Raw genomic sequence first — 1,325 nt, 5'->3', positions numbered from 1 at the left:
GGCGGGGGCCTCGCTGGCCGTCGCGGGGATCGGTGCGACGGCCACCGCCTGTGGTGGCGGCAGCGGCTCGGGAGACGGGACGGTCACGATCCGTTACGCGTGGTGGGGCGGCGAGCCGCGCACCATAGCCATCAAGAAGACGATCGCGCTCTTCGAGAAGAAGTTCCCGAAGATCAAGATCAAGCCCGAATTCACCGACTACGAAGCGTTCTGGGAGAAGTTCCAGACCCAGGCCTCCGGCGGGAATCCGCCGGACGTTTTCCAGAATGCGGTCGGCTTCCTGCGCAAGTACGACAAGCGCGGTGTTCTGCTGGACCTCAAGTCGCAGGCGGACGCCGGAAACCTGAGCCTGGAGAACTTCCGTAACGGCGTCCTGGCGAACGGTCAGGTCGACGGCAAGCAGATCGCCGTCCCCGTCGGCGCCAACACCATGTCGCTCGTCATCGACCTCAAGGCCTTCGAGAAGGCCGGCGTGGAGGCGAAGTTCGGCTGGACCTGGGACGAGTACTTCGACGCGCTGCAGACGATCCAGGACAAGCTGAAGATCGCCGGTGACACCGGCTACTTCAGCATCATGTACCTCTACGACCTCTACCTGCGCCAGAACGGCAAGGCCTTCTTCACGGACACCGACCTCGGCTTCACCGAGGACGACCTGACGCAGTGGTGGGAGGACGGCTACAAGCGCGTGCGGTCCGGGCTCGTCGCCGACCCGAAGAAGGTCGAGCAGGTCAAGCCCAAGTCCGCGCTCTCGGCGGGCCTCGCGGCGTCCGAGTTCACCTGGGACAACTTCTCCATCCGCTACGAGGGCGAGGGCGAGTCGGACTACGGGCTCGCGCCGATCCCCACCACGGACGGCAAGGAGACCGGCCAGTACCTCGGCTCGCTGATGCTGAGCGCCTTCTCCGGGACCGAACACCCTAAGGAAGTCGCCCAGTTCATCGACTTCATGGTCCACGACCCCGAGGTCGGCAAGATCATGGGCTACGACCGCGGCATCCTCGCCACCACCGAGCAGTACGAGGCGTTCAAGCCCACCGACGACAACAACAAGGGCGTCGCGGCCTACGAGGAAGAGGTCGCCGAGGCCGGCGTCCTCGGCAAGATCACCCCGCACCCGTCGGGCGCCGACGTCATCGAGGCCGCGTTCCTGCGCATCGGCGGCGAGGTCGCCCAGGGCAAGACCAAGCCGGCCGACGCCGCCAAGGCACTGTTCGGCGAGGCCAAGGCCGCGTTCGCCGGCTGAGGGGACGTACCACCATGACGCTCGTCAAGGAAGCGCCCGCGCGCCCGGCCGGGAAGCGGCCCGCCGCCCCCGCCGCCGG

General features: G+C 67.1%; 1 protein-coding gene. It reads left to right on the top strand.

All coding sequences use genetic code 11. From position 1 onward, the window contains the following. Nucleotides 1–13: 13 nt before the first annotated feature. Entirely contained in the window at nucleotides 14–1,246 is a 1,233-nt protein-coding gene (locus B7767_RS32945) for an ABC transporter substrate-binding protein (protein ID WP_373408256.1), read from the top strand. The last annotated feature ends 79 nt before the right edge of the window (nucleotides 1,247–1,325 follow it).

Origin of the sequence: Streptomyces sp. 13-12-16, assembly GCF_002114215.1 — a bacterium.
In the GTDB taxonomy this organism is placed as follows: Bacteria; Actinomycetota; Actinomycetes; order Streptomycetales; family Streptomycetaceae; genus Streptomyces.
Note: the sequence above shows the minus strand (reverse complement) of the source record. Positions and strands in the feature narration are given on the sequence as shown.